Origin of the sequence: Streptomyces aidingensis (genome assembly GCF_900112355.1) — a bacterium.
Lineage (GTDB): Bacteria > Actinomycetota > Actinomycetes > Streptomycetales > Streptomycetaceae > Streptomyces > Streptomyces aidingensis.
This window is the reverse complement of record NZ_FOLM01000005.1, coordinates 57,520-81,312: the sequence shown is the minus strand read 5'-3', so window position 1 is coordinate 81,312 and position 23,793 is coordinate 57,520. Positions and strand designations below refer to the sequence as shown.

Below are 23,793 nucleotides of genomic sequence, written 5' to 3'. Positions count from 1 at the left end.
ATGGTTCCGCTGATCCACCCAGCGGTGGCGGCCACAGGAGAACAGCGCAACAGGCACCCCTTCCGGCTCAGCCGGAGATCAACACCCTTAATGGGGGAAGCACATGGAAAAGAGCCGCTCGACGGCCGGGCGAAGACTCGGGACGCTGGCCGGTGTGCTGGCGCTCACCGGCGCTTCGCTGGCCGGTCTTGAGGGCGCAGCCGCACCATCCGCCGAGGCCCTGACCCCGCCGATCGCCATCACGGCGGACGAGCTGCCCACCTGGCAGACCAACGGCATTGTCTGGGCCCTTGCCGAGGCGGACGGTGTGGTCTTCGCGGGGGGAAGTTTCACCACCGTCCGGCCCCCCGGGGCCGAGGCGGGCACACAGGAGGTCCCGGCACGCAACTTCGTCGCGCTGGACGCGGCGACGGGCGAGCCCATCGAGGGCTGCGACCTGTCCTTCACCATCGGTTCCGGTGTCGAGACAGTGCGGGCCCTGGAGGTCTCCCCGGACGGCGAGACGCTGTACGTCGGAGGCCGTTTCGGCGCGGTCAACGGCATCGGCGCCAGCTCGGTGGCGGCGATCGACATCGACACCTGCACTCCGGTGTCGTTCCCGGTCGCCTCCAGCGCCACCGTCCGCTCCATCGCGGCCCACGGCGACCGCGTCTATCTGGCCGGAGACTTCACCTCGCTCAACGGCCAGTCCCGGCAGTACTTCGGCGCCGTGGACACCGCGGGCACCCTGCTCAACTGGGTGGCCGACGGCGACGAGATCGGGAAGGCCGTCGATGTCACGCCGGACGGCCAGAATGTCGTCCTGGGCGGCAACTTCTTCACCATCAACGGCGTCAGCACGCACGCGCTGGCCGTCGTGGACGCCGATGACGCGTCCATGGTGCGCAGCTACCCGGGCTTCATCCACAACAACTCGACGGTGCAGGACCTCTACATCGACGAGACCGGCATCTACACCGCGAACGAGGGCACCGGCGGCGGCGTGTTCGACGGCCGCCTGGCCATCGAACTGGACACCTTCGACGAGCGGTGGCGGGACACCTGCCTGGGAGCCACCCAGGCGGTCCATGCCTTCGAAGGGGTGCTCTACAGCGGTCACCACGCCCACGACTGCTCCAGCATGGGTGCGTTCCCCAACCAGACGCGCATCCATCTGACGGCGCAGTCGGTGGACGACCCGACGATGCTCGGCTGGTTCCCCGACACCAATGACGGCATGGGCGAGTCCATCGGCCCGCGCGTGATGACGGTGTCCGAGAACCACCCGGGCGACGGGCGCGACTACCTCTGGGTCGGCGGCGAGTTCACCAGGGTGAACGGGGCGCCCCAGTGGGGTCTCACCCGGTTCGCCAGTGAGCCCGACACCGGGGACCCGGTCACCGTCGAGGCCTACGCGACCAGCATCCGGGCCGGTGAGATCGACGTGACCTGGCGCTCCAGCCTGGATCTCGACGACAGCCTGCTCACCTACCGCGTCTACCGGGACGGCGGCGGCAGCCCGATCCACACGGTGCAGGGCTCCTCCGTCCCCTGGAAGCGTCCGCAGCTCTCCTTCACCGACACCTCGGTCACCCCCGGTCAGACCTACAGCTACCGGATCTCGGCGACCGACGCGGCGGGCAATGTGAGCGCGCTCTCCTCCCCGGTGACGGTGACGGCCGCCTCCAGCGGCCAGCCGTACACGGACGCGGTGCTGGCCGACGATCCGCTGCTGTACTGGCGGTACAACGAGACGTCGGGCAACTTCGCGTCGGACGCGTCCGGCGACAACAACAGCGGTGTCCACCGCGGCGGGCCCAGCCGGGGCATCACCCCGCCCGCCGTGAACGGGCCGGATGCCCGCGGCGTCGGCCACGACGGCACGGACAGCTACACCTACAGCGACACCGGCTTCAGCTCCACCAACCAGTTCACGCTGGAGACCTGGTTCAGCACCGAGACCACCAGCGGCGGCCGGCTGATCGGCTTCGGCAACCGCATCCTCCAGCTCAGCAACTGGTACGACCGCCACCTCTACATGCGCGACGACGGCCGGCTGACCTTCGGCGTGTACAACGGTGCCTCCCGCACCATCACCTCCCCCGCCGCCTACAACGACGGGGAGTGGCACCATGTGGCGGCCACGCTCGGCACCAACGGCATGCGCCTGTATGTGGACGGGACTCTTGTCGCGTCCAACAGCCTGCACACCACGGCCCAGAACTTCGGTTCCACCCCGGGCTACTGGCGTGTCGGCGGCGACCGTCTCAACAACTGGCCCAGTCGTCCTTCCTCGGACTTCTTCCAGGGCCGGCTCGACGAGACGGCCGTCTACTACAGCACGCTGTCCGCGGCCCGGATCGAGGCACACTACGACGCGGCCTTCATTCCGGGCGACACGGTGACGGAGGTGACGCCCGTGGCGGACACCTATGTCAACGAGTTCGCCGCCGGCTCGGCCTATGGCACGCACCAGCAGCTGGTGACGCGCGATTACCCGGGCTATCTGGCGTACATGCGGTTCGAGGTGCCCGCCGCCCCCTCGGGTCAGGTGCTGAAGTCGGCCGCGCTGCGGCTGACCCTCACCACCGACTCCACGGCGGGCTCCGCGGACGACACCCAGTTCGTCCCGGCCACCTCGGCCTGGGACGAATCGACCACCTGGAACACCCGTCCCACGCTGGGGTCCACGGTGTACGGCACCATCAGCGGCGCCACCACTCCCGGCGGCGTCTACACGGTGCCGCTGGACACCGCGGAGATCGGCGCGCTGCTCGGCTCCACACTGGACATGGGCGGCGTCGGGTCCGGCGGTGACACCCTGCGCTGGTACTCCCGTGAGGCGTCGTCCGGCAGCCAGCCGGTCCTCGTCCTCACCTTCGGGGCGCCGTGAGGCGCCACCGGGCACTGGGCATGGCGGCGGCCGTCCTGACGGCCGCCGCCGTGCTCGCCGCGTGCAGCAGCGGCAGCGGCGAGGGTCCGGCCGAGCCATCGGCGTCCGCCACCCAGGACGCCGGCGGCAACGGCCCGGCGGACAACGGCGGCGAGCCGGAGTCCGGTACGACCTCCGGCACGGACGACGACGAGGGCGGCAAGGACGGTGATTCCGACGCCGGCGGCGGCTCCGCGGGCGGCGACCGGACCGGCGGGGAGGAGGCGGAAGAAGCAGACGAGCCCTTCGAGGGCGCCGACGAGCTGGGCAAGCCGGTGCCCGAGGAAGAGATCAGGGAACCGGAGGACCGCGCCTTCTCCCCCGCCGAGCAGGAGTACCTGGAGGACACCGTCCCGGAGGGAACCGATCCGGGAGCCATCCTGGCCACCGGCTACGAGACCTGCGAACGCGTGGGCTATGTCGCCGGGCGGGACCGGCAGGCGGCGGTCGAGGCCCTGCGCACGGGCGAGATCACCGGAGCCGAGGAAGCCATCCCGGCACTGTGCCCCGAGTACCAGGACCTGCTGGACGAGGCGAACGGAAAGGACTGAACGCATCCCATGGCCGGACCTCCCACGCTCCCGATAGTGGTGGCGATTCCCACCAAGAACGAGGCCGAGAACATCGTCTCCACGGTGCGCTCGGTGATCGGCCGGTTCAAGGCCGTGGTGGTGGTGGACTCCGACTCCACGGACGACACCAGAGCCCTGGCCGAGGCCGAGGGCGCGGAGGTCGTCCCCTACACCTGGAACGGCAAGTACCCCAAGAAGAAGCAGTGGTGCCTGGAGAACGTCCATCCGGAGACCGACTGGCTGCTCTTCCTCGACGGGGACGAGACGCCCAGCCCCGAGATGCTGGCCGAGCTGGAACGGATCTTCCTGGACGGCCGGCCGGTCCGGCCGGCCGCCTTCGACATCCCGCTGGGCTACTGGTTCGCCGGGCGGCGGCTGCGGCACGGCTACACCATGGTCAAACGGTCCCTGCTGGACCGCACCCGCTGCCGCTACCCGGAGCCGGACGACCTGCACGCGCCCGGCATGGGCGAGCAGGAGGGCCACTACCAGCCGCTGGGCGAACCGGTGGCCCGGCTGCGGGCACCCATCGAGCACAACGATCTGGACCCGGTGCGCACCTGGTTCGACCGGCACAACCGCTACTCCGACTGGGAGGCGTGGCTGGAGACCGCGCCCGGGGCGCGCGAGGAGATCCGGCAGGCGAAAACCCGGCAGGGACAGCTCTTTCACAAGGTTCCCCTCAAGCCCCTGGTGTCGTTCGCCTACGGCTATCTCTACAAGCGCGGCTTTCTGGACGGGCGGGCGGGCTTCGACTTCGCGCTGGCGCTCAGCTTCTACCGCTGGCAGATCGGGCTGAAGGCCCGCGAGTACGCCCGGCGGAACGGTCCACCGGGCTGAGCGCCGTCACCGGCGTACCACGCCGGGCGGGTGCCGGAATGTGCCGGCACCCGCCCGGCGGTTTCAGCCCGCGTCCGCCGGACGGCCGGTGCGCCGGGCCAGCACCTCGCGGTAGATCCCGCGCAGCCGGTCCACCACGGCGTCCTCGGTGAACCGCTCCCGGATCAGCTCCAGACAGGCCCGGGTGGCGGCGGCGTTGGCCGCCGGCTCCAGCAATTCGCACACCGCCCGGCCTACCGCCTCGCCGTTGTCCGCCTCCTCCGCCAGATCCAGCACCCGTCCGGCCCCCGCCTCGGCCACCTCCGGCCCCAGCCCGCCAGTACGGGTGATCACCACCGGCAGCCCGACCGACATCGCCTCCAGGATCGACACCGCGAACGGCTCGAACACGGACGGCAGTACATAGACGTCGGCCGCCCGCATCCGGCGCAGCACCTCCTCGTGCGGCAGCGGGCCGAGGTACTCCAGCGCGTCGGCGACGCCCAGATCCCGGGCGAGCGCGAGCAGGTCCGCGGCCATCGCCCCGGTGTCCGGCCCGGCCATCTGGAAACGGGCATCCGGATGCTCCTTGAGCACGGCCGGGATCGCCCGCACGAAGTCCTGGGGGCGCTTCATCTTCTGCACCCTGGCCGCGAACAGCACCACGGGCGGGCGGCGTACCCGGCCCGAGCGGACCTCGGTCTGCGGCGGGACACCGTTCACCAGACGCAGCCCGGGGGCCGTCGGCCGGGGAGCGGTCACCTCGGCGACCGCGTCCCGCTCGCCCTCGGTCAGGTGGAGCAGGGCGTCCGCCCGGCGCAGCACCCGCCGCATGCCCAGCGCGTCCACCAGCTTCGCCACCCGCTTCTCGGTGGCGTCCACCATGCCGTGGGTCTGGACGACCAGCGGTGTCCCGGCCCGCAGCGCCAGCAGCGCCACCGGGAGGGTGACCAGGTCACGCATCAGGTGCACATGCACCACGTCGGCCGAGCGCACCAGGCGCCCGGCCCGGGCCAGCATGGCCGGGGAGGTGATGCCGCTGACCTCGAAGCGGGGCAGCACATGCCGGGCCCGGAACAGCTTCACCGGGGCGCCGTCCACCTCGTCGGGCATGCCGCCGTCGAAGCGGTCGCCGAGTGCGGTCACCAGGGCCTGGTCCCCCCGGGCGCGCAGGCCGCGGGTGAGGGTGAGGGCGACCCGGGTGGGCCCGCCGAAGTCGTGCGTGGGGGTGTGCAGGGTGACGACGTGCAGGACCTTCACTCCGCCTCCCCCTCCCGGCCGTCCTCGTCGCGCCGGCCGCCCCGGCCGCTCTCGCGGAACAGCACCAGGTCGCTCTGCAGCATCTGTCCGGTGGCCGGGTCCACATAGCCCGGGATCACCGCCATCAGGGTCAGCCCCAGCTCCTCCTGCCCGGTGCGCAGCACCTCCGCGAGCAGTGGCGAGCCCTCGTAGAGGGGGACGAACGACGCCTCGATCTGGAGCCCGTGGCACTCCTTGGCGCGCGCCCCGGCGCCGCGCAGCACCTGGGCCTCGTAGCCCTGGACATCGATCTTGAGGAACACCCGGTCGTCCGGTCCGGCCGCCTCCGGCCACAGCTCGTCCAGCCGGCGCAGCGGCACTGTCTCGGTGCCGATGTAGCGGGCGTGCGGGGCGGCCTCGGCATGGCGGTCGAGCATCGGCAGCACCGAGGAGCTGGCGCCCCGGTTGCCGGAGACGTTGACGGTGATCTCCCCGGACTCCTCGCCCAGCGCGCAGGCGTGCATCGACCAGCCGGGATCGGCCCCGGTGCGGGCCCGCAGCGCCTTCCCCGGGCCGGACAGCGGCTCGAAGGAAACGATTTTGCCCCGGTAGCCGTGGCGCCGGAGCATCGCGCCGTACTCGCCTTCGTTGGCTCCCACGTCCAGCACCACGGTGATGCCGTGCGCCTGGAGCAGCTGCACCAGTTGCGGCCCGGACCAGCCGGCCGGATAGCGGGTGATGTCGATGCCCAGCCTGCGGACCGCATTGCGTATCCGGTGCACGACGGTCATAGCGTCAACTCCTTCGGCGCCGGGCCGGTTCACCGCCGGCCACGGCCGCGCTGCTCCCACTGCTGCCTGGCTGCGCTGCCGGCCGGCATGGCACCGGCTGCCGCTCGTCCCGGGCCGGACCGGCAGGACGACAGGGGTCGACGACGCCCACCCCGGCGGGCCGCCGGTGTCTCCCCTCACCGGCCGAACACCGCCCCGCACAGCGGAAGTCTAGTCCCCGGCCCCGCGGCCCGTCCCCCGGTCGGCGCGACGCGTCCCCCGCCGGCACCGCGCGCGCCGGCGGCGAGGGCGGGGCGGGGCAAGGGCGAGGGCTAGACTCGCCGCAGCGACAGGCCGGTGCACGGGGCCGGGCGGGGGAGGAACGCGGTGGCGACGGAACTGACCGGACTGCTTCGCCCGGTGTCCGGCGAACGGGCCGCCCGGCGCGCGGTGCTGTCCCGGGCGACCGCCCTGCCGCTGATCCTCGGGCTGGTGGCGGTCATGCCGATGCTGATCACCGCCGAGGACGGCGACGGCACCCGGGATGTCGCCTTTCTCCTCCAACTGGCCGTCACCCTCTATGCCGGGGCCCGGCTGTCGGCGATGGTGCTCTCCGGCCGGCGCCGGCTGATCCAGGGCGCGTTCTGGCTGTTCTGCTATGTGTCGATGGGGGTGGCCCCGCTCGCCCAGAGCGTGCTGGGCCGGGAGCCGACCCCGGTGGTGGGCGCCCGCTCCGATGTGCTGCTGGCCACCGCGCTGGTGCTGCTGGGCGTGGTGGCCTTCGACGTGGGGGCGCTGCTGGCCCGCAGCCGCCCCTCGCTGCGTCCGGCCTGGCACCGCGCGCCCGCCCGGGTGCACCGCCTGCGGCTGTATCTGCTGGTCGGCCTGGCCTTTGCCGCCAGCGCCCTGATGATCATGTCGCTGGGCGGGCTGGGGGTCTTCTTCACCAGCCGCCAGGAGATCAGCGAGACGCTGCTGGAGAACGCCGGTGCCCAGCCGGGCGACGAGACCGGGCAGGCGGGCAACGCCCTGCTGCGCGGCTTCGGCACGGTGCCCGCGCTGCTGGCCCTGCTGTTCTACACCCGCTGGCTGGTGACCTCCCGCCGGGCCCGGCGGCGGCCGAGCGTGCTGCTGGTGTGGGCCGCTCTGCTGGGGCTCAACATCATCGTCAACAACCCGCTGTCCAACCCGCGGTTCTGGTTTCTGACCGTCCTGTTCTCGTTCCTCTTCACGCTGTTCCCGCGCAGCCCGGTGATGTACCGGACGGCGCTGGGGCTCGGGGTGATCCTGGCGCTGCTGGTCTTCCCGTTCGCCGACCGGTTCCGCTACGACGACGAGGGCTACCAGCCCATGAACAGCAGCTCGCTGCTGGAGCCGCTGGTGGTCAAGGACTACGACCAGCTCGGCATGTTCGCCAACACCATCACCTATGTCGGGGACGGCGCCGGCCACTCCTACGGCCGTCAGCTCTCCGGCACGGTGCTGTTCTTCGTGCCCCGGGCGATCTGGACGGGCAAGCCGGAGGACAGCGGGGTGATGATCGGCGAGTGGATGGGGATGGGCAACACCAATCTGTCGTCCCCGCTGTGGACCGAGCTCTGGCTGGACTTCGGCCCGCTGGGCATGACGGCGGGCTTCATCGGGCTGGGCTATCTGGCGGCCCGCACCGACCGCCGCTATGTGCGGCGCACCCTGGACGATCCGTCACCGGGCAATGTGGTGGCGGTGATCACCCCGCTGGTGGCCGGCTATGCCTTCATCCTGCTGCGCGGTCCGCTGCTGCAGGCCACCGGGCGGGTGGCGATCGCCGCGCTGTGCCTGCTGCTGATCAGCACCTTCCGGGAGGAGCGGCGTACCCGGCTGGGCTGAGCGGCTCTCCCGCGTCGAACCGGTCCGAGGGGGACGACGGCGGGGAGCCCGGTCCGTTCCGGCCCGCCTCGCAGCTCTCCGCCAGCACGAGCAGGCCCAGCAGGCCGCCGACCACCAGCACGACCAGGCCCCACGACCGCCCGCTCACGCCCCGGCCCCCCGGCCGTCCTCCGCACCGGCAGTGCCGTGCGGGGCGGCATCGCGCCGCGCCGTCGTCCGTCCGCCGGGACCGGGGGCCGTGCCGCCGGGCGGCGGCGGCGCGGGCGGGCGCAGCAGGGCGCGGATGCGGAGGCGGGTGGCCAGGGCCTTGGCGGCCGAGCCGGCGCACAGGCCCCAGGCCGCGCCCAGCACCCCGCCCAGGGCGTAGCCGCCGAGCAGCAGGCCGACGGAGAGCAGGGAGAACACCACCTGGAGCGGCAGCGTGGTCCTGGGCGCCAGCACCCGCAGGGTGAGCAGGCCGCAGACGCCCACGGCCATGGCCGCGTACTGGCTGCCGGTGGCGGGCAGCAGCCCGGCCGCCGCCGACCAGGTGTCGCCCAGGAGCTGCCGTCCCGCCGCGCCGGGCAGCAGCGCCAGCGCCGTCGCCCACAGCGCCGCCGTGCCGGCCAGCGCCACGCCCGCCAGGGCCGTGGCGCGGGCCTGGCGGCGCGGGCCGGCGATCCGGCCCAGCAGCGGCGGGCCGAACCCGGTGGTGGCGTTGAACAGGACGTTCATGGGGCCGAACAGGGTGCTGGCGCCGCGCAGCGCGCCCACCGCCAGCGGATCGGCGAGGACGCCGAGCCAGATCACCGCGAGCTGGGTACCGGCATTGCCCACCCCGAACTCGACCACGAAGCGGCGGCCGAGGTGTTGGCGGCCCAGCAGGCCGCGCAGCGGGGCCGGCGGGGCGCCCCGGGTGGCCCGCAGCAGCAGCGCCCCGCCCAGCAGCAGCGCCGGCACCGCGGAGAGCCCCCAGACCAGCACCAGGCGCCCCGGTGAGCTGCCGTAGGGCTGGAGGGCGAGGGCGGGCACGGCGCACGCCAGCCGCAGCAGATCGGCGGCGAGGGCGAGCTGGGGCCGCCCGAGCACCGAGAAGCCGTAGCGCAGCGCGTCCTGGGTGAGCACCACCGGCAGCACCAGGCCGAGCGCGGCCAGGCCCCCGCCGACGCCGCCGCCGATCCCGCCGCCGGTCAGCAGCGCGGCGGGCAGCAGCGCGGCGCCGATCGCCGCGGAGGCGGCCAGGGTGAACAGGGCCGAGCCGCGGCAGTGCCCCGCGGTCCGCGGTCCGCGGCGCAGCACCAGCGCCTGCCCGACATAGGCGGTGGCCGCGCCGAGCAGCACGGTGAACACCGTGTAGACCACGGCGAAGTCGGCGAAGTCGCGGGCGGTGGACTGCCGGGCGGCGAAGACCACGACGGCGATGTTGGTCAGCGCGGAGACGCCCTGGTCGCCGACGGAGGCCGCCATCGTCCGGATGCCGCGTCCGCGTCCGGCGCGCGGGCCTTCGCCGGGAGGTGCCGCGCTCACTGGCGGTTGGCGCGTTCTTCGAGCTCGTCGGGGTCGACGATGCGCAGACCGAGGGTTTCCGAGCCCACATCCCGGTAGCCGGCCGGGTCGCGCCCGGCACCGGTCTCGGTACGGGCCGACGGCACGGTCGCGGTGAGGGCGCCGCCGTCCTCGGCGGCGGGCGCTCTGGGCGCCGGCTTCCGCTGCTCTCCGGCGGCCGGCCGCTGCCCGCCGGGGGCCTTGGCCCGGGGTGTCCCGGCGCCGCGTCCGCTGTCCTGGTCGCTGCCGGTGCCCCAGGAGTGCAGCACCGCGCCGAGCAGCAGGCCGCCGGCGCCGACCACCAGTTCCCGCACCCGGGTCAGGTCGTCGCGGCGCACCTCGCGCGGGTCGCAGACCACCAGCACCCCGTCCACCCGGTCGACCAGCGCGATGGCGTCCGCGTACGACAGCACGGCGGGGGCCAGGACGACGACCACCGAGCCCTTGGCGTCGGCGTGTTCGATCAGCCGGCTGGCGGCCGGGGAGGTGAGCGCCCGCGGCACATTGCGCACCCGCAGGCCGGGCACCAGGTCGAAGACCCCGGACTCGCCGGCGTCGATCGGCACCCGCAGCCCGGTGGGCCACACCCCGTCGCCGCGGCCGGGCGCGCTGGCCCAGCCGGGCCGCACGCCGTCCGCGTGCCGCAGCTGCTCGGTCAGGCTGGGGGTGCGCAGATCGGCCTCTATCAGCAGCGCGTCCTTGCCCATCTCGGCGAAGGCCGCGCTCAGATTGACCGAGGTGACCAGCGGGGTCCCGATGGAGCCGCGCGGCGCGACGACCAGCAGCCGGCGGCGGGCGGCGAAGGTCTCGTCGTAGGCCAGCCGGAAGGCGACGGACCGGATCTCCTCGGCCAGCCGGCCCTCGGCCAGCAACTGTCCGGGCGCGGGCCGGGCGCCGCGCGGCAGCACGCCCAGCACGGGCGCCCGCAGGGCCCGGGTGACGTCGCCGGCGGAGCGCACCCGGGGGTCGAAGACCAGCCGGATCCAGGCGGCGAGCAGCCCGGCGCCGATGCCGACGGTGCCGCCGAGGCCGAGCATCATCACCAGGCCGGGGCCGGACGGGCTGCCGGGCTCGGTGGCCCGGGTGATCACCCGGCCGCCGGAGGTGTCCAGCGAACGCAGCACGCTGATCTGGTTGTTGATGTCGCCGATCTGGGCGGTCACCGCGGCCCGGGTGGCGACCGCCTCGTCGTAGGCGCGGCTGCCGTCCGGGGCCTCGTTGATGTCCAGATCCAGCGTCTCCAGCTGGGCCAGCAGCGGTTCCCGCTGCTCGGTGTAGCGCGCCACCATGGTCTCCACCTGGCCGTCCGCGTACTCCTGGCGGTTGCCCAGATAGGCGGCGATGAAGGCGTTGGCGCGCTCGGCGGCGGCCCGCGGGTCGGTGGCGGTGTAGGCGAACCGCAGGACCTCGGTGTTGGGCGGGTTGGTGACCTGGAGGTCGGCCTTGAGACCGTCGGCGGCGTCCTCGGGCAGGCCCAGCACCGAGGCGGCGCGGGCGGCGACGGTGTCGCTGACCGCGGTGCGGCGCTCGGAGCCCATGGCCACCCGGTCCAGAGTCGTGCCCTCGAAGGGGTCGCGGGCCGGGGCGCGCACCACCACCTCGCCGGTGGCGATGTAGGTGTCCTGGGCGGTCATGCCCAGATACAGGCCGCCGGCCAGGCCGAGCAGCACGCCCAGGGTGATCAGCAGGCGGTAGCGCAGCAGTTGGCGGAACTGCTCGCGCAGCAGGTCCGGCTCGTCCGGAGCGTGGGCGCCGCCGGGTATCCCGCCGCCGGCCGGGGGCAGTGCGCCGCGGACCGCGTCTCCCCGCAGTATGGCGATCTCCCGGGTGTCCGCCCGCAGGTCGTCCCGTGCTCCGCCGTGGCTCATCCGCCGCTCCCCTTCCGCGCGCCTTCTCACCCCCCGTGGTGGAGGTCCAGCGCCTCGTCCAGCAGGGCGGAGATCCGGCCGAGGCCCGCCTGCCGGCCGAGATGGGTGCGAGCGTAGTCGAAACCACGTGCCCCGACGGCATCGGCTGCACCGGGATCCGCGGCCATCTCCCGTGCGGCGGCCACGAGTGCGGCCGGATCCTCCGGCGCGACCAGCCAGCCGGCGTCCGAGCGGCGTATCTCCTCGGCCGTGCCGCCCGCTTCGGCGACCGAGGCGATGACCGGCCGTCCGGCGGTGAAGTACGAGGTCAGCTTGGAGGGCACGCTCATGTCCAGGACGCTGGCGCGCTGGGTGACCACCAGGGCGTCGGCGGCGGCCAGCACATCGGGGAAGTCGCCGTCCTCGGCGGGCGGCAGGAACTCCACATTGGGCAGGTCCCCGGCCCGGCGGCGCAGTGCCTCCCGCTGGTTGCCGTCGCCCATCAGCACCACCAGGAGTTCGGGGGCCAGCCGGGCGGCGTCGATCAGCACCTCCAGGCCCTGTTTCAGGCCCATGTTGCCGGCGTGCAGCAGCACCGTGCGGTCCGGCGGCCAGCCGAGGCGGGCCCGGCTCTGCGTGCGGCTGCCGGCCGGGCGGGCCACATGCGCCCAGTTGGGCACCAGGCGGATCCGGTCCTGCGGCACACCCAGGGATCTGACGCGGTCCCGGAAGGTCTCGTGGATGATGCCGACCAGGGCGGCCCGGCGCAGCACCCGGCGCTCCACGGCGGAGGCCGCCGAGGCGGCCCGGCCGCCGCCGTCGATGCCGCTCTGCGCGGCCGCCGCGCCCATCAGGTCCTGCACCACGGGAACGAACGGCGCGCGGTACCGGCGGGCGAGGCGGGCGGCGAGCAGCCCGCCGGCCAGGCTGGGCATCTGCGCCAGCACGGCGTCCGGCCGGCCGCCCAGGCGCGGCGGCGCGATCAGGCCGTGGGCCAGGATCGACGCCTCGTACAGGGCGCGGCGGGCGGCCGTCTGCCGCGACGGCACGGAGTGCCGGCGGCGGTGCACGCGCACTCCGGCGCGCAGATCGACGCCGCGCCACCGGCCGCGGTAGTCGGGGTCCACCCGCCAGGCGGGGTAGTGCGGCATGCCGGCCAGCACATGGACCTCGGCGCCGCGTTCGGCCGCCCAGTGTTCGGCGACCTGGGTGGCGTACGGTCCGATACCGGCCCGCTCCGGGGCATAGTTGGTGGATACCAGCAGGAGGCGCTCAACGGCCTCTCCGCGCTGCTGCTCGCGCACCGTCGGTCTCCCCTCCCCCCGGCTGCCTCCCCTGACAGCGGGTGAACTTCAGACTAACCGCAGCCCACCACAGAGCGTCAGCGATTCGGCCAGGATGAGCGTTTCTCCTGTCACGCAGAGCGGCCCGCGATATCGTCGGGGATCGTCCGGGGGGCGCCGGGTCGCGCATTCGTGCGGGAGACACGGATCCGCACCGCCCGCCACCGGGGCCACCGGCCGGCACCGCTGCCGGTCCCCGGCCGTCACTCATCCGCCGCGTCTCGATCGGGGGGACACCGTCACCATGCCGGCACATCTCGTGGGCTACGCGCCCGGGGTCTACGACCTGTTCCACATCGGCCATCTCAATGTGCTCCGGCACGCCCGCAGTCAGTGCGACTACCTGATCGCCGGGGTGGTCGCGGACGAGGCGGCGGAGCAGGCCAAGGGGCGCCCGCCGGTGGTCCCGCTGGTGGAGCGCCTGGAGATCGTGCGCAGCATCCGTTTTGTGGACGCCGCGGTCGCCGAGACGCCCGGCGACACGTCGCGGATGTGGCACCAGCTCCGCTACCACCGCCTGTTCAAGGGCGACGACTGGCGCGGCACGCCCAAGGGGGTCGCGCTGGAGGAGGAGATGGGCAGGCTGGGCGTGGAAGTCGTCTATTTCCCGTACACCGTGCACACCTCCAGCACCCAGTTGCGGGGCGTGCTGGACGCGCTGGTGCCGCCGCGTCCGCGCACCGCCGGGCAGTCCTGACCGGGCCCGCCGCCGTTCAGCCGGCGGGCCGGGCGGAGAGCTCCCGGTACCACTTGGCCAGCAGCGCCGCGCACAGCAGCACCTGGGCCGCGCAGAGCACGGCGTATCCGGTCCGGAACGCCGTCCCGCCGCCCAGCAGCAGGAAGACGGTGCAGATCACCCCGTAGTCGCCCGGGAGCAGCGCCAGGGCCCGCAGCCGGGAGGGCGGCGCGGCGCCGGCCCCCGGTCCGGTGCCCGCGGCGGGGCGGGGCTTGAGCTTCTCGGCCAGCAGCCCGGCGCAGAAGGTCACCACGGCCGCGAGCTGGTAGACCAGCGGCACCAGCAGCCAGCCGTCACCGGGGAGTTCGTGGAAGCGGTGGAAGGAGATCAGCACCGCGCCGTGCAGCAGCACCAGCTTGGCGCAGTCCACCACATGGTCGAGCCACTCCCCGGAGGCGCTGGAGGCGCCGCGCAGCCGGGCGAGCTGGCCGTCCGCGGAGTCCAGCGCGAAGCCCAGCACCAGCACCGCCCACACCGCGGGGCCCAGGGCCCAGGAGGGGCGCAGCAGGGCGACGGCCGCGATGGCGGAGTAGGTGCAGGCCGCGCTGAGCAGGGTGACCTGGTTGGGCGTCAGCCCGGCCCGGAAGGCGGCGGCGGCCAGCACCCGGCCCAGCGGCCGGTTGATCCAGCGGCTGTAGAAGGAGACCCCCCTGGCCGTCTTCTGGGCGGCGCTCAGCCGCGCCAGCGCGTCCCGGAACGACGGCTCAGCCGCCGCGCCCGCGCCGGGCTCCCCGCCGCCACCGGTGCCGGTGCCCCTGTCGATGCCGGTGCCCGCCATGCGCACTCTCCCTCCCCGCCGTCCCCGCCGTCCCCGCCGGCCCCGCGGCCCTGTGCCGCGGTGCGCGGCATCATCCCATGCCGGGCGGCGCCCCGGACATGGATACGATGCCCTGGCACCGCGGCACACGGCTGGCGCACGGGTCTTGAGGTGCGCACCCGCGAACAACACGCGAACCACGGGGAGGGTCCAGCATGCTGGTGAGGGCACGGTCCAAAGCGGCGTCCATCGCCCTGGCGGTCTCCCTGGCGCTGCCCCTGGCCGGCTGCATGACGGTGCACGGCGAGCGGGCCGAGGTGCCCGCGGTCACCGAGACCGAGGCACAGGCGGTGCTGGAGCACTACGCCGAGGTCAGCAACGAGGCCAACCTGGTCTACGACGAGGAACTCAACCGCACCGTGGACACCGGGGCGCTGGGTCAGATCAACCGGGCCGGCCACCGGGCCCGGCACGAGGTGCACCCGGAGGGCAATCCCGACTACCGCCCGCTGGCTTTCGAGGACACCCGCTTCCACATCCCGCGCCTGGCCGGCTGGCCGAAGTTCTTCCTCGCCGACACGCTCAGCGGACGCGGCGACGGCAACCGCTGGCTGCTGGTCTTCACCCGCGGCTCGCTGGAGGAGGACTGGAAGGCGTCCTATCTGTCGCTGCTGCCGCCGAGCGCGGTGCCGGAGTTCGCGCAGGACGAGGACGGCCATGCGGTGGCGGTGCGCACCGCGGGCGGCCCCAGCCCCGACCCGGCCGCCGCCGCGGCGGACGGCCTGGCCCTGGACCCGGCCGGGATCAGCGCCGCCTACGGGGACTACCTGCGCACCGGGGAGGGCCCGTTCGCCGACGGCCCCTACACCTCGGAGGAACTGGCCCGGCGGGAGGGCGAGAGCACCGACCCGGCGTTCTATGTGCAGCACGAGGACCTGCCGCCCGAGGACCCGGCGCTGGCCGCGCTGGGCCTGCGCACCACGGACGGCGGCGCGCTGCTGTTCTTCACCGTCCACCACCACGAGCAGAAGACCTGGGCCACCGGCGTGACCCCGGTGGTGGACGAGTATGTCGAGGCGCTGATGGAGGGCGAGCCCGAGCAGACCGTCACCATCGACCGGATGGCGATCCTCACCGCCCATGTCCCGGCCGAGGGCGACGGCGAGGCCGCTCTGCTCTTCCGCATCTCCGGCGCCCTGTCCGCCACCGGCGCCTGACCGCAGGGCCGGGCGCCGCGGGAAGGGGCGGGCCCTGTTCAGTAGCTGACGGCGCCGCAGTGCCGGCAGTGCACCCAGCCGCGGCTGTCGCGCCAGGTGTCGGAGAGGGCGCAGGACGGGCAGGTCGGGTTGCGGCCGAGCACCGGAACGTGCAGCGGCGACGGGGCCGCCGCCGGTACCGCCCAGCGCATGCACACATCGCCCTGCCGCGGCCCGTACTCCGGCACATAGCGCGGCACGTCCCCGGACCGGGCCTCGGCCGGGCCCCACTCCGCCGCGGTCCGGCTGTCCGGCTCCGGATAGCAGTGCCGCACCGGCCAGCACTCGCGCGGCCGGTAGATCACCCGCGCGTCCCAGGGCCCGCCGAAGAAGATCAGCGGCCGGTGGGTCCACAGATGGCGCAGCGTCCGGCCGCTCACCGCGTGAACCAGCCAGTCCTCGACCGCCGCGCCGTCCCGGGGGCAGGTCCAGTCCGCCGCCCCGGCCGCCCGGGCGATCGCCGCCAGCAGTTCCGCCGCGGTGTACACCCGGCCGTCGTACTGCCAGACCAGATAGCCCTCGCGCCAGTGCCCGCCCTCGGCGGCGGACAGCCAGCGGGCCCGCGCCCGGTGGTCCAGGTCCTGGGCGCACCAGCGGCCGACCCGCGGGGCGTACCGGTCCCGCCAGACGACGGTGAGCAGGGTGCCGGGAGCCGGCGTCCCGGCCGCCAGCAGCTCGCGCGCGCACTCCCCCGGCTCGGTGTCCACGGCCATCGCTGTGCCCCTCCGTCCGTCCGGTCACTGCCGTCGTCGTGCCCAGTGCCGTGGGTCACACTAGAACCACGGCCGCGTCCGGCACGACACCTGTTATGTAACGCTCCGGAATCACCGTGAGCTCCCGCGCCCCCGGTTTGATGTCTCCCGGCCGGGGAACCCGCCGCGGCGAGAGGTGATCTTGATGCCCGAGCCCGGCAGCAAGCGCTACGACATCCGTCGCACCCACAAACGCAAGCAGGCCGAGGACAGCGGCGTGCCGGACCAGTACGCCAATGAGGCGGCCAAGGAGGACCTGGCCGAGGAGGAGGGCTGGCGCGCCCGCGGTCCGCGGACCGAGCGGGGCCGCGGCCCCAAGAGCGAGCGCACCGAGCAGCGCCCGGAAACCGACTGACCGGCCGTCCCGCGGCCGGCAGCAGACGAATGAGAGCCGGTGAGAAGCAGTGAGTGCGGCACGCCGTTCCGACGGCTCCGGCGGCCGGGCCGCCCGGCACACCGCGCGGGCGGTACTGGACCGCTGCGGCCGGACCTACGCCGAGGAGGCCGGCATCCGGCTGCGGGACACCCCGCAGCCGCTTTATCAGCTGCTGGTGCTGTCCATGCTGCTGTCCGCCCGGATCCGCGCCGACACGGCGGTCGCCGCGGCCCGGGAGCTGTTCCGCGCGGGGCTGCGCAGCCCGGAGAACATGGCCGGCGCCGACTGGCAGGAGCGGGTGGACGCCCTGGGCCGCGGCGGCTACCGCCGGTACGACGAATCCACCGCCACCATGCTCGGCAAGGGAGCGGAGCTGGTGCGGGAACGCTGGGGCGGCGATCTGCGCCGGCTGCGCGCGGACGCGGACGGCCCCGAGGAGGTGAAGCGGCGGCTCACCGAGGTGCCGGGCATCGGACCGGCCGGGGCCGCGATCTTCCTGCGCGAGGCGCAGGGCGTCTGGCCCGACTACGCCCCCTTCGCGGACCGCAAGGTACAGGACGGCGCCCGCCGCGTCGGCCTGCCCACCGGGCCGGAGGAACTTTCCGGCCTGGTCGGCGAGGACGAGCTGCCCCGGCTGACCGCCGGACTGGTGCGGGTGGCGCTGGACAGACGCACCGCCGAGGACGTCCGCGAAACCGCCGCCGCCTGACGAGGAGCACCCGCGCCGGGACCAGGACCAGGACCAGAAGGAGCGACGATGCCCGAAACCGCCAGCCCGGAACTCCAGCATCTCTGGGACGAGTTCCACCAGCTCGTCAACATGACCTCGGCCGAGCTGCGCGCCTGGCTGCGCACCAGCAGTGCGGACGAGGACACCGAGGCCCTGCCCGAGCAGTCCGGCAGTGAGCAGGGCCGCCGGGTGCTGTCCATCCTGCAGAAGCGCCGGGTCGATCTGACCGACGCCGATGTGGTGGTGATGTCCCAGGTCATCGACACGGTGCGCACCGAGCTGGAGGCCGGCCCCAGCGCCGCCGTGCCGGAACGCGAGTGGCGCCACCGGCTGATGCTGCTCGGACACGACCCCATGCGCCCCTGAGCCGGGCCGGCCGGCCGGCGGGCGGCTCAGCGGCGCTCCGCGCTCGTCGGGGACGGCGCGGGGGCCGCCGCCTCCGGCTGCTCCTTCCCCGCCACGGCCGCGCGGTGTCCCGGCGGGCGGGCGTACGGCCGCCACCAGCGCGCGGTGGGCAGCCGGCCCGACGGCTCGAACGGCTCGCCCGGCCGCGGGAGCGCCACCGGCACCGAGGCCGCCGCCGCGGCGTCCGCGGTCCGCTCGGCCGGTTCGTCCCACGGGTGCAGGGCCAGGTTGAACGTGCCCCAGTGGATCGGCAGCAGCACCCCGCCGGTCAGGTCCTGGTGCGCCCGCAGCCCCTCCTCCGGGGTCATGTGGATGTCCGGCCAGTAGTCGCTGTACGCGCCGATCTGCATCATCGTGGCGTCGAACGGTCCGTGCTCCGCGCCGATGGCCGCGAAGCCCGGGAAATAGCCGGTGTCCCCGCTGTGGAAGATCCGGTGGCCGGGACCGGCCACCGCCCAGGACGCCCACAGGGTGAGCGAGCGGCGGATCAGGCCGCGCCCGCAGAAGTGCCGGCTGGGGGTGGCGGTCAGGGTCAGCTCCCGCACCCGCACCGACTCGTGCCAGTCCAGTTCGCGGATCCGGGTCTCCGGTATGCCCCAGTGCTCCAGATGCGCGCCCACGCCCAGCGGCACGGCGAAGACCGCCTCGCTGCCGGCCAGGGCCCGGATGGTGGGCAGGTCCAGATGGTCGTAGTGGTCGTGGGAGATCACCACCGCGTCCAGCGGCCCGAGCGCGTCCAGCGGCAGCGGCACCGGGTGCACGCGGCGCGGCCCGGCGAACCGGAAGGGCGAGCAGCGCTCGCCCCACACCGGGTCGAACAGCACCCGGTGGCCGTCGATCTCGGCCAGCACGGTGGCATGGCCCAGCCAGGTCAGCCGCAGCCCGCCGGCCGGCGGGCCCTGGGGCGGGGCGGTGTGCGGCGGCGGCGCCGAGGCCGGGCGGCGGCGCCGGCGGCCGGGGCCGAACAGCAGCTCGCGGAAGAGGGCGGGGCCCGAACCGTTGGGGCCGACGCTGGTCGGCCCCTCGTTGCGGAACGCGCCGTCCCGGAACTGCGGGGAGCGCCGGATGCGGTCCATGCGGGCGCCCTCGGGCGGGGCGCCGAAGGACGCCGGGCGCAGCGCGCGGGCGACGGCCCGGGCCGGGGATCGTGACGGGCGGCGGGGGGAGCCGTTGGCACTCAAGGAGACCTCCCGGTCGTCCGGTAACGGTTGCTGCTGCTCCGCTTCTGCTCTACGGGACGCCCGGCCCGCGCCCGGGGTTGACCGCCCGCCGGGCGCCGGCCGCCCGGGCGCCGGGTCAGGAGGCGGGCCAGGCCCCGGCCTGCTGGCCGATGCTCTCGCCGTCCCCGCCGCGGGGGCCGGCCGGGTCGCGCCCGGCGTATGCGGCGCAGGCGTCGGTCAGCGCCTCCAGCAGGGTCAGCGGCTCGGGCAGCGGCCACTGCGGGCCGCGCAGCCAGCGCACCCCGCCGTCGGCCGGGACGGTGGAGGGCGGCACCAGCACATAGCTGGCCCGGCAGTGCCAGCGCAGGCCGGGGTGTTCGTCCATGGTCTCGGGGTGGCAGTCCAGCTCGCAGGGCCACCACTCGTCGTCGTCGGCGGCGGTGTTGCGGGTCTTGGTGAAGAAGAGCATCCGGTCCGGGTCGGCGACGGCGACCGGGCCGATCTCGGCGCCCCGGGCGGTGAGCCGTTCCAGTGCGGCGCCGCCCGCCTCCAGCGGAACGTCCAGCACATCGTGCAGCTGGCCGGTGGGGGTGACGAAATTGGCCCGCGGCTCGGCGCGCAGCCAGCGCAGCACCTGCTCCGCGTCGGTGGTGGCCTGGGTCTGCCAGGCGAAGGAGACCGGATGACGGCCCGGGGTGGGACAGCCGATGCGGTTGCAGGAACAGCCGTAGTCCTGCGGGTGGGCGGCGGGGGCCAGCGGGAAGCCCGCCCCGGCGATGGCGAGCAGCAGTTCCTCGCGGGCTCTGGCGGCGGCATCGGCGCGGGCCGCACTCCGGGCCTTCCGGCGCATCCAGCGGGGGATTCTGCTCTCGCGTTCCATGGGCTCGCCTACCGCCTCACTTCGTCCGAGGGGCTTCATGGCCGCGTGGCCATTATTCCGCCCATCCTGCCTTGTGACGGGAAAGAATGCGTAATCGGCCCGGCCGCACCACGGGCGGACGGCTTCCGCTTCCTTCGCTTCCCGCTCCGGGCCGCTCCCTGCCCTCCGGTCCTTCCCGACGGCCCGGCCCCACGGGTGTCAGCGCCAACGCCCGCCCGGCGCGCGAAATTCCCGTGCCCGCTACCCGCCCGGCCGGGGCCAGCGATCGCCCCAGGCGGTGTCCCGGGCCGCGCGGTAGCGCTCGGGATCGCGGCGGGTGACGGTGACCCGGCGCAGGCCGTCGCCGGCCGTGCAGAGATCCAGCAGCACCTGCCCCTTGCGCTGCTGCGGGCGCCGCACGATCCGCCCGCTCGCCTCCCCGTCCCCGTTCCCGTCCCCGCGTCCGCGTCCGCGTCCGGCCAGCTCCGGGCCGGCCGCCGCCACATAGCTGAACTTCTCGTCCTCCCAGGCCAGCTCCGCGCCCTTGACCCGGCGGTGCAGCGCGGACCGGGCGGTACGGGCGGCGAAGTGACACCAGTCACGGCCGTCCGCCCCGATCGGGCACGGCCCGCCGTGCGGGCAGGGCGCCAGCACCGTCATCCCCCCGGCCAGCAGCCGCTCCCGGGCCGCCCGTATCCGCCGGTATCCGTCCGGTGTGCCCGGCTCCACCAGCACCACCGCGCCCGCCGGCCCGGCCGCCCGGGCGGCGCGGACGGCCAGCGCCTCCCGCGCCTCCTCCGGCAGCTCGCCCAGCACATAGGAGACGGTGACCAGCTCCGCCCCGGGCAGTTCCGCCGAGGCGTCCCCGGTCAGCCGCAGGCGCTGCCAGCGCGCGCCGCGCACCACCGGGTCGGCGGCCCCGGCGGCCAGTTCGCGCCCCAGCTCCAGCGCCGGCCCGGCCCAGTCCAGCACCGTCACGGGCCGCCGCCGCCCGTCCTCCCCCGGCCAGGCCCCGGCCGCCGCCCAGACCGCGGCGCCCGTGCCGCCGCCGATGTCGAGCTGTCCGGCCGGTGTCCAGCCGGGCAGCCGGGCGGCCAGATGGCGCAGCGCGGCGCGGACCGCCGCGAAGGTGGCGGGCATGCGGTAGGCGGCGTACGCGGCCACATCCGCCCGGTCCCGCAGTATCGGCGCGGACCGGGGCGGGGCGGCGGCGGCCCCGGCCGGGGCCCGGTACTGCGCCATCAGCCGCTCCACGGCCGCGGTGAGCCGCCTGGGCGGCAGGCCCTCCAGCAGGCCGTCGAGCGCGGTGCGGAGCTGCTCGGAGGTGCTGTTCACGGCAGCGAGTGTAGGCGGAGCGCGCGGGCCAGCCGGGTGGCGGCGGCGGCCCGGGGCCGGTGGTCCGGCCGCACGGGCCGCACCGGGTGCACGGTGGTGGCGAGCATCACCACAAACGCGCCGCTCGCCGGATGGACCACCAGGCTGGTCCCGGTGAACCCGGTGTGACCGGCCGCACCCGGGGCCAGCTCCCCCATGAACCAGGGCTGGTCCAGCTCCCAGCCCAGCCCGGGCGGCTGCCACATCGCCCGCACCGTCTCCGGCCGCAGTACCGGGCCGCCCCCGGCGAGCAGGGCCCGGCAGAACCGCGCCAGGTCCCCGGCCGTGCCGAACAGCCCGGCGTGGCCGGCCACGCCGCCCAGCGCGGCGGCGTTCTCGTCGTGCACCTCGCCGCGCAGCATCCCGCGGTCGGCCCTGGCGCGGGGGCGGCGCTGGTCCTCGGTGGCCGCGGCACGCTCCGGCGCCACCGGACCGAAGCGGGTGTCCGCCATGCCCAGCGGCCCGGTGATCCCGTCCCGGATCACCTCGGCCAGCCCTCGCCCGGTGACGCGTTCCAGCAGCACGCCCAGCGCGATCATGCCCGGGTCCGAGTAGCGGCGCAGCCGTCCCGGCGGCTGCTGCGGGGGCAGCGCCCACAGCGGCTCCAGCGAGGCCGGGCGGTCCGGCTGCCGGTACAGGGGCAGTTCGGCGGGCAGCCCGCCGCGGTGGGTCAGCAGATCCCGGACCGTGATCCGGCCCTTGCCGCGGCGGCCGAACTCCGGGACGTACACGGCCACCCGTTCGTCCAGCGCGACCCGGCCGCGCTCCGCCTCGCGCGCCACCGCCACCGCGGTGAACAGCTTGGTCAGCGACGCCAGGTCGAAGAGGGTGCTCTCCCGGACCGGCTCCCGGCCGGCGGGCGGCAGTTCACGGTCCCGGGCGGTGTGGCGCAGGGCCCATCCGGCGGCGTGCCGGACCACGGTGCGCCGCCCGTGGCCGGCCACCACGACCACGCCGCCGCACCACGGGCCCGGCCCCTCCGGCAGCGCCGACACCTCCGCCACCAGCGCCGCCAGCTCGGCGGATTCGGCAGCGGCGGCGGGCCCGGGACCGGTCATGGCCGCCACGGTAGGGGAATCATCCGCCCAGCCGGGCCACATACCGCGCGAGATGGCGCGTGGCGAACTCCCCGGCGTCCCAGTCCTCGGCCCGGACCGCACCGCCCGCCCAGAGGTAGGCGCAGGCCGACGCCTCGCCGGCGCCGGCGAGCGGGATGCGGGCGAGCCGGTACTCGTCCCCCTCGAAGCGGTCCAGCACCGCCCAGTCCGCCGCGGCCAGCCCCCGGAGCAGCGCCCCCTCGGTCACCGCCGCCGCCCGGGGCACCAGGCCCGGATACGCCCGCCCGTCCAGTGCCGCCGCCCGCCAGCCCCGCACGGCGGCGGGCACCCGCTCCGGGACCCGGCCCAGCAGCGCCCGCAGCACCTCGGGAAAACGCAGCGTCCCGTACACGAACAGCCCGTCCCGCTCACCGGGCGGCATCGCGGAACTCCTCCTCGATCCAGGTGCGGGCGAAGGCGACCGTCTCCCGGGCCGGGAAGAGGTGGCAGTGCGCGGCGCCGGCCCTGCCCCGGATGCCGATCCCGGCGGCCAGCAGATCCTCGGCGATCACCGCGAAGGCGTCCTTGCCCCCGCGCTCGACGGCCGAGTAGTCGAAGGCGCCGTGCTCGGTGTCGATGTCGGTGAAGCGGCGCCAGACCCGCCGGCCGTTCTCCAGGACCGGCTGCTCGTATTCCACGAACCGCTTGCCGGGGGCGTCGGCGAGCGCCTCGGCGTGGTGCAGCAGGGTGATGGTGTCCAGCGGCGCGCCCAGCAGCAGTACCCGGCCGTCCCGCTCCACCAGCTTCGCCAGAGGGCTGCCCGGGCCGTGCGGATCGTCCCACGGGTGCCGGTCCATCAGCTCGGCGGCTGCCGCGCCCAGCGCGGCGAAGCTCGCGTCCGGATGGCGGCTGCGCACCGCGCCCGGCTGCCGCCGCAGCGCCTCCGGCAGCCGCCCGTAGCCGTGGTCGGCCTCGCTGCGGCCGGGGTCGAAGGCCGGTTGCGTCCGGCGTACCGCCTCCCGCCATTCCGGCGGCCAGGCGGTGAAGTCGTACGGCGGGGCGTCGTTCCACCCGCAGGTCACCATCAGGGTGCCCCGCTCCCCCACCGCCTCGGCGAGGGCGTCGATGACGGTCTGTGCGCCGCCGGGCACATATCCGATCGCCGACATCGCGGTGTGGAACATCACGGTGTCGCCCTCGGCAAGCCCCAGGGCGCGCAGGTCCTCGACCAGCCGACTGCGCGTGACGGGCCCTGAGGAACGTTTCAGCAGCGCGGGAATGTCCATGTGTCGAAGGTAACCGCCCGCTCCCGGCGGGCGTACCGCCCGGGCCCCGGCGCCCGCAGCCGCTCTGTCCCCCTGCCCTGCGTCTCCCGGCCCTGCGTCTCCCCGCGGTGGCCGCCGGGCAGGCCCGGGCTCCCGGAAATCCGGTCGCCGGCCGGCGGGCAGGCGTGCCAG

23 protein-coding genes are annotated in these 23,793 nt (G+C 74.8%); 9 read left to right on the top strand and 14 right to left on the bottom strand.

What is annotated here, in order from left to right; translation table 11 throughout:
- The first annotated feature begins 103 nt into the window (after positions 1-103).
- The 3 genes from BM242_RS11475 to BM242_RS11465 are packed head-to-tail and all read left to right on the top strand — an operon-like array spanning position 104 to position 4,323.
- Positions 104-2,872, top strand: coding sequence for a LamG-like jellyroll fold domain-containing protein (locus BM242_RS11475; protein WP_093838661.1), 2,769 nt, complete (start codon positions 104-106; stop codon positions 2,870-2,872).
- The gene (locus BM242_RS11470; RefSeq protein WP_139238319.1) at positions 2,869-3,462 is read left to right on the top strand and encodes a hypothetical protein; all 594 of its coding nucleotides are present in this window, start codon (positions 2,869-2,871) and stop codon (positions 3,460-3,462) included. Before BM242_RS11475 ends, BM242_RS11470 begins: the two co-directional genes overlap by 4 nt.
- A gap of 9 nt (positions 3,463-3,471) precedes the next feature.
- Positions 3,472-4,323: a glycosyltransferase family 2 protein gene (locus tag BM242_RS11465; RefSeq protein ID WP_093838659.1), complete on the top strand. Its 852-nt coding sequence runs from the start codon at positions 3,472-3,474 to the stop codon at positions 4,321-4,323.
- Between the two features lie 63 nt (positions 4,324-4,386).
- Here the strand turns inward: BM242_RS11465 and BM242_RS11460 are convergent, their stop codons facing one another.
- Both BM242_RS11460 and BM242_RS11455 read right to left on the bottom strand, forming a co-directional pair.
- Positions 4,387-5,562, bottom strand: coding sequence for a glycosyltransferase (locus BM242_RS11460; protein ID WP_093838658.1), 1,176 nt, complete (start codon positions 5,560-5,562; stop codon positions 4,387-4,389).
- Positions 5,559-6,332: an FkbM family methyltransferase gene (locus BM242_RS11455; protein WP_093838657.1), complete on the bottom strand. Its 774-nt coding sequence runs from the start codon at positions 6,330-6,332 to the stop codon at positions 5,559-5,561. The genes BM242_RS11460 and BM242_RS11455 overlap by 4 nt, the downstream gene beginning before the upstream one ends.
- 480 nt (positions 6,333-6,812) lie before the next feature.
- Between BM242_RS11455 and BM242_RS11450 the strand changes: the two genes are divergently transcribed.
- Positions 6,813-8,180, top strand: coding sequence for a hypothetical protein (locus BM242_RS11450; RefSeq protein WP_425443840.1), 1,368 nt, complete (start codon positions 6,813-6,815; stop codon positions 8,178-8,180).
- Here the strand turns inward: BM242_RS11450 and BM242_RS28895 are convergent.
- Genes BM242_RS28895 through BM242_RS11435 form a run of 4 tightly spaced genes read right to left on the bottom strand, consistent with a single transcriptional unit; the run spans position 8,140 to position 12,855 of the window.
- A complete protein-coding gene (locus BM242_RS28895; protein ID WP_139238318.1) occupies positions 8,140-8,328 on the bottom strand; it encodes a hypothetical protein in 189 nt (62 codons plus the stop codon). The genes BM242_RS11450 and BM242_RS28895 overlap by 41 nt on opposite strands.
- A complete protein-coding gene (locus tag BM242_RS11445; RefSeq protein ID WP_245833996.1) occupies positions 8,325-9,626 on the bottom strand; it encodes an MATE family efflux transporter in 1,302 nt (433 codons plus the stop codon). Before BM242_RS11445 ends, BM242_RS28895 begins: the two co-directional genes overlap by 4 nt.
- Positions 9,627-9,682: 56 nt before the next feature.
- Positions 9,683-11,572 carry a lipopolysaccharide biosynthesis protein gene (locus BM242_RS11440; protein WP_107365113.1) on the bottom strand — a complete coding sequence of 630 codons (1,890 nt, stop codon included), beginning with the start codon at positions 11,570-11,572 and terminating at the stop codon, positions 9,683-9,685.
- Between the two features lie 26 nt (positions 11,573-11,598).
- Positions 11,599-12,855, bottom strand: coding sequence for a glycosyltransferase (locus BM242_RS11435; protein ID WP_245833995.1), 1,257 nt, complete (start codon positions 12,853-12,855; stop codon positions 11,599-11,601).
- Between the two features lie 283 nt (positions 12,856-13,138).
- Here BM242_RS11435 and BM242_RS11430 point away from each other — a divergent pair, with 283 nt between their 5' ends.
- Positions 13,139-13,591, top strand: a complete 453-nt coding sequence (locus BM242_RS11430) for an FAD synthase family protein (RefSeq protein WP_093838656.1) — start codon at positions 13,139-13,141, stop codon at positions 13,589-13,591.
- Positions 13,592-13,607: 16 nt separating this feature from the next.
- On the opposite strand, the gene BM242_RS11425 is transcribed toward BM242_RS11430, so the two are convergent.
- Positions 13,608-14,408, bottom strand: coding sequence for a CDP-alcohol phosphatidyltransferase family protein (locus tag BM242_RS11425; RefSeq protein ID WP_175541377.1), 801 nt, complete (start codon positions 14,406-14,408; stop codon positions 13,608-13,610).
- Between the two features lie 194 nt (positions 14,409-14,602).
- Between BM242_RS11425 and BM242_RS11420 the strand changes: the two genes are divergently transcribed.
- Positions 14,603-15,604 (top strand): SCO2278 family lipoprotein, encoded by a 1,002-nt coding sequence (locus BM242_RS11420; RefSeq protein WP_093838655.1) that lies wholly within the window; start codon positions 14,603-14,605, stop codon positions 15,602-15,604.
- A 38-nt stretch (positions 15,605-15,642) separates the two neighbouring features.
- On the opposite strand, the gene BM242_RS11415 is transcribed toward BM242_RS11420, so the two are convergent.
- On the bottom strand, positions 15,643-16,356 hold the full coding sequence (locus tag BM242_RS11415) for a hypothetical protein (RefSeq protein ID WP_093838654.1): 714 nt from the start codon (positions 16,354-16,356) through the stop codon (positions 15,643-15,645).
- Positions 16,357-16,540: 184 nt separating this feature from the next.
- On the opposite strand from BM242_RS11415, the gene BM242_RS11410 reads away from it, so the two are divergent.
- Genes BM242_RS11410 through BM242_RS11400 form a run of 3 tightly spaced genes read left to right on the top strand, consistent with a single transcriptional unit; the run spans position 16,541 to position 17,867 of the window.
- A complete protein-coding gene (locus tag BM242_RS11410) occupies positions 16,541-16,750 on the top strand; it encodes a hypothetical protein (RefSeq protein ID WP_093838653.1) in 210 nt (69 codons plus the stop codon).
- 49 nt (positions 16,751-16,799) lie between these two features.
- Complete coding sequence (locus tag BM242_RS11405; protein ID WP_245833994.1) at positions 16,800-17,480, top strand: HhH-GDP family DNA glycosylase; 681 nt, start codon at positions 16,800-16,802, stop codon at positions 17,478-17,480.
- Positions 17,481-17,528: 48 nt separating this feature from the next.
- Complete coding sequence (locus BM242_RS11400) at positions 17,529-17,867, top strand: DUF3140 domain-containing protein (RefSeq protein WP_093838652.1); 339 nt, start codon at positions 17,529-17,531, stop codon at positions 17,865-17,867.
- A gap of 26 nt (positions 17,868-17,893) precedes the next feature.
- Here the strand turns inward: BM242_RS11400 and BM242_RS11395 are convergent, their stop codons facing one another.
- From BM242_RS11395 to aac(3), 6 genes are all read right to left on the bottom strand, one after another.
- Complete coding sequence (locus tag BM242_RS11395; RefSeq protein ID WP_425443833.1) at positions 17,894-19,087, bottom strand: MBL fold metallo-hydrolase; 1,194 nt, start codon at positions 19,085-19,087, stop codon at positions 17,894-17,896.
- Between the two features lie 115 nt (positions 19,088-19,202).
- Positions 19,203-19,946: a bifunctional DNA primase/polymerase gene (locus BM242_RS11390; protein WP_093838651.1), complete on the bottom strand. Its 744-nt coding sequence runs from the start codon at positions 19,944-19,946 to the stop codon at positions 19,203-19,205.
- A gap of 240 nt (positions 19,947-20,186) precedes the next feature.
- Positions 20,187-21,260 carry a small ribosomal subunit Rsm22 family protein gene (locus BM242_RS11385; protein ID WP_245833993.1) on the bottom strand — a complete coding sequence of 358 codons (1,074 nt, stop codon included), beginning with the start codon at positions 21,258-21,260 and terminating at the stop codon, positions 20,187-20,189.
- Positions 21,257-22,357: a serine hydrolase domain-containing protein gene (locus BM242_RS11380; RefSeq protein ID WP_175541376.1), complete on the bottom strand. Its 1,101-nt coding sequence runs from the start codon at positions 22,355-22,357 to the stop codon at positions 21,257-21,259. Before BM242_RS11380 ends, BM242_RS11385 begins: the two co-directional genes overlap by 4 nt.
- Positions 22,358-22,376: 19 nt before the next feature.
- Entirely contained in the window at positions 22,377-22,778 is a 402-nt protein-coding gene (locus BM242_RS11375) for a gamma-glutamylcyclotransferase family protein (RefSeq protein ID WP_093838649.1), read from the bottom strand.
- A complete protein-coding gene (gene aac(3) / locus BM242_RS11370) occupies positions 22,765-23,622 on the bottom strand; it encodes an aminoglycoside 3-N-acetyltransferase (protein ID WP_093838648.1) in 858 nt (285 codons plus the stop codon). The genes BM242_RS11375 and aac(3) overlap by 14 nt, the downstream gene beginning before the upstream one ends.
- Positions 23,623-23,793 lie beyond the last annotated feature (171 nt).

Coding starts and splice junctions, on each gene's coding strand:
- BM242_RS11475 (WP_093838661.1), top strand. CDS start 104: ATGGAAAAGAGCCGCTCGACGGCCGGGCGAAGACTCGGGACGCTGGCC.
- BM242_RS11465 (WP_093838659.1), top strand. CDS start 3,472: ATGGCCGGACCTCCCACGCTCCCGATAGTGGTGGCGATTCCCACCAAG.
- BM242_RS11455 (WP_093838657.1), bottom strand. CDS start 6,332: ATGACCGTCGTGCACCGGATACGCAATGCGGTCCGCAGGCTGGGCATC.
- BM242_RS11450 (WP_425443840.1), top strand. CDS start 6,813: ATGCCGATGCTGATCACCGCCGAGGACGGCGACGGCACCCGGGATGTC.
- BM242_RS11445 (WP_245833996.1), bottom strand. CDS start 9,626: ATGGCGGCCTCCGTCGGCGACCAGGGCGTCTCCGCGCTGACCAACATC.
- BM242_RS11440 (WP_107365113.1), bottom strand. CDS start 11,572: ATGAGCCACGGCGGAGCACGGGACGACCTGCGGGCGGACACCCGGGAG.
- BM242_RS11430 (WP_093838656.1), top strand. CDS start 13,139: ATGCCGGCACATCTCGTGGGCTACGCGCCCGGGGTCTACGACCTGTTC.
- BM242_RS11425 (WP_175541377.1), bottom strand. CDS start 14,408: ATGGCGGGCACCGGCATCGACAGGGGCACCGGCACCGGTGGCGGCGGG.
- BM242_RS11420 (WP_093838655.1), top strand. CDS start 14,603: ATGCTGGTGAGGGCACGGTCCAAAGCGGCGTCCATCGCCCTGGCGGTC.
- BM242_RS11415 (WP_093838654.1), bottom strand. CDS start 16,356: ATGGCCGTGGACACCGAGCCGGGGGAGTGCGCGCGCGAGCTGCTGGCG.
- BM242_RS11410 (WP_093838653.1), top strand. CDS start 16,541: ATGCCCGAGCCCGGCAGCAAGCGCTACGACATCCGTCGCACCCACAAA.
- BM242_RS11400 (WP_093838652.1), top strand. CDS start 17,529: ATGCCCGAAACCGCCAGCCCGGAACTCCAGCATCTCTGGGACGAGTTC.
- BM242_RS11390 (WP_093838651.1), bottom strand. CDS start 19,946: ATGGAACGCGAGAGCAGAATCCCCCGCTGGATGCGCCGGAAGGCCCGG.
- BM242_RS11380 (WP_175541376.1), bottom strand. CDS start 22,357: ATGACCGGTCCCGGGCCCGCCGCCGCTGCCGAATCCGCCGAGCTGGCG.
- BM242_RS11375 (WP_093838649.1), bottom strand. CDS start 22,778: ATGCCGCCCGGTGAGCGGGACGGGCTGTTCGTGTACGGGACGCTGCGT.